The sequence below is a fragment of the Desulfurellaceae bacterium genome (genome assembly GCA_021296095.1).
In the GTDB taxonomy this organism is placed as follows: domain Bacteria; phylum Desulfobacterota; class Binatia; order Bin18; family Bin18; genus JAAXHF01.
Genome location: JAGWBB010000137.1, coordinates 1 through 2,670 on the forward strand (window position 1 = coordinate 1; position 2,670 = coordinate 2,670).

Consider the following 2,670-nt stretch of genomic DNA (forward strand, 5'->3'; position numbering starts at 1 on the left):
TCCGTGGCCGCTGCTGAAGAACTTCGTCATCCCGGCAGTGGCGCGCTAGAGCGTTTCACGTCAGGCTGTAGTAGGTCGGATTAGCGGAGCGTAATCCGACAAGGACGGGATGTCGGGTTACGCCTGTGGCTAAAGCATTTTCAGCGATGTCCGATGCGTCTGGAGAGGCGGGCGGGACGCTCGCGCTCCCAGGTTGCCCGCCCGGAGTAGCCCCTGATGACTACGCCCATCCGGCCATGACTCAAGATAGCGTGACCATGATGGTGAATTGCTCTTAGGTGTGTCCGGCCGGCGAGCCGGCATGTCTGACGGGTAGACAATAACTCATTTGCATTCGCGCCAGGGCGTGACGTATGGTTCCCGGAAAAGGAGACTGCTCATGCCCGTACGAATGCCTACTCATCAGGACCTGCGCGACGCCGGCCAGCGGTTCGGTTTCGAGGTGAATGACGAAGAGGTCGAGGGCTTCTCGACCTACATCCGCGAGATGCTGCCGGCCTACCGGCGTCTCGACGAGCTGGTGGCGCCGACGATCCCGGTCAAGTACCCGCGGCGGGATTTTGGGGCGCGGCCGTCAACCGAGGACAACCGGGACAACGGTTGGGCGTGGCGCTGCTCGATCCCGGGGGCGCCGGACGGCCCGCTGTCCGGCAAGACCGTCGGGCTGAAGGACCATATCCGCGTTGCGGGCATTCCGATGCTGAACAGTTCGAGCGTGCTGGAAGGCTACGTGCCGACCGAGGACGCGACTATCGTCACCCGTCTGCTGGATGCCGGCGCCGAGATCATCGGCAAGGTCGTGAACGGCTCGCACTGTTTTGATGCGATCGGGCTCAGCATCTACCCCGGGCCGCAGCCGATCAATCCGGCCACGGGCCGCCACTGCCCGGGCGGTTCGTCAAACGGCAGTGCGGTCGTGGTCGCCAACGGCGATGCGGATATCGCGATGGGCGGCGACCAGGGCGGCTCGATTCGCGTCCCAGCCGCGTGGTGCGGCATCGTCGGACTCAAGCCAACCTTCGGCCTGGTGCCGCACACCGGGCTGGCCGGTCTGGATAATACGGTCGATCACACCGGGCCGATGACGAAGACGGTGCGCGACTGTGCGCTCGCGTTGCAGGCCGTGGCGGGTGCGGACGGACTCGACCCGCGCCAAAAGGATGTGCGCGTCAAAGACTACACCGCGCGGCTCGAAGACGGCGTTGCCGGCTTGCGGATCGGTATTCTGGCCCAGGGCTTCGGGCACGAGCAGTCGATGCCGGCGGTGGACGCCGCGGTGCGTGAGGCGGCCGGTGTTCTGGAACAGGCCGGCGCAAGGCTGACCGACGTGTCGGTCCCGATGCATGTGGACGGCAACGCGATTTTGTGGCCGCTCCTGATCCAGGGCGGCAACGAGACGAACAAGCAGGACGGCTGGGGCCACGGCTGGCAGGGGCACTACGCGCTGGACCACGTGAACTTTACCCACCGGGCGGTGAAGGCGCGCGCGAACGATCTGCCCTTGGGCTTGAAGCTCGTGCTGCTGCTCGGCGAGTACACCTACCGCCGCTACGGCATGCACTACTACGCCAAGGCCCAGAACCTCACCCGCACGCTGCGGGCCGCCTATGAGCAGGCGTTCACGGACATCGACGTGCTGCTCATGCCGACGGTCCCGTTTACCGCTCCGCCGATACCCGACGAAGAACTGTCGACGTATGGCTTCCTGTCGATCTTCGCCAACATGATCCACAACACGGGGTCGTTCAACGCGACCGGCCATCCGGCCCTGAGCGTGCCGTGCGGTACGCACGAGGGCCTGCCGGTCGGGCTGCAACTGGTCGGCCGACACTTCGAGGACGACGTGCTGCTGCGGGCGGCGTATGCGTATGAGCAGAGCTGAGCCGCGCTTGCACCGAGAGCGAGCGCGCAGAGCTTTCTCTTGCGCATGCCAGATGCCTCATGCCAGATGCCCTATGACAACGCCCTATGACAACGCTGCGCTGAAGGCATGGATGTCGCGGATGGTCGCCCGGTAGACGTGGGGCAGTTCGGCCAGGGCCTCGGTGTCCCCGTCGTGGTACGTGCCATTGACGGTACGGCTCACCGTCGGGACACCGGCCGCCATCAGCTTGCGCGCGTAGATCAGCCCTTCGTCACGCAACGGATCGAGTTCATTGACCGAGATAGTGTGCGGCGGCAGTCCCGTCAGGTCCTGTGTCTTCGCCTGGTAGGGCCAGGCCAGCGGGTCGCTCCGGTGTTGTCCGTTCGGGTCGTAGGCCTTGACCAGGGCTTGGCACATGTCGGGATCCAACTGGTAGCCCTCGTTCTCGCGCCACGAGACGAGTTCGGGCGGATATGAATAGATTTCCACCTTACACCTCTAGATCGACGATCCGGATACCGATGTCTGTATCAATGAAGCCCGAGACAGTGAAACCGAAAGACGCTGGGCGAAGATACTCAATGCGCCGCGGCTTCAGCGGGCATTTCTCCGTTATATCGTCCCTGTCTGCGTTCCGTGGTAGGCTGACCAGTAGAATACCAGCCCGCTCAAGAGACACGAAGGAGCGCAGCGAATCACGATGGACACAGCTGGCCGCATCCTGGTCACCGGAGCCACCGGCTATATCGGCGGCAGGCTGGTCCCGCGCCTTCTTCAGGAAGGCTACCGGGTGCGTGTCCTGACCC

Annotated in this window: 3 protein-coding genes; 2 read left to right on the plus strand and 1 reads right to left on the minus strand. The window is 64.3% G+C overall.

From position 1 onward, the window contains the following. Positions 1-379: 379 nt before the first annotated feature. Entirely contained in the window at positions 380-1,882 is a 1,503-nt protein-coding gene (locus tag J4F42_21270) for an amidase (GenBank protein ID MCE2488053.1), read from the plus strand. Positions 1,883-1,966: 84 nt separating this feature from the next. Here J4F42_21270 and J4F42_21275 read toward each other — a convergent pair whose 3' ends face one another. Continuing rightward, on the minus strand, positions 1,967-2,281 hold the full coding sequence (locus J4F42_21275) for an alpha/beta hydrolase fold domain-containing protein (GenBank protein MCE2488054.1): 315 nt from the start codon (positions 2,279-2,281) through the stop codon (positions 1,967-1,969). 283 nt (positions 2,282-2,564) lie between these two features. On the opposite strand from J4F42_21275, the gene J4F42_21280 reads away from it, so the two are divergent. Next, positions 2,565-2,670: NAD-dependent epimerase/dehydratase family protein (locus tag J4F42_21280; GenBank protein MCE2488055.1), on the plus strand; the 106-nt coding region annotated here is incomplete at its 3' end.

Bases quoted from the DNA above. Each gene is read 5' to 3' on its own strand.
- J4F42_21270 (MCE2488053.1), top strand. From the start codon at position 380: ATGCCCGTACGAATGCCTACTCATCAGGACCTGCGCGACGCCGGCCAG.
- J4F42_21275 (MCE2488054.1), bottom strand. From the start codon at position 2,281: ATGTGCCAAGCCCTGGTCAAGGCCTACGACCCGAACGGACAACACCGG.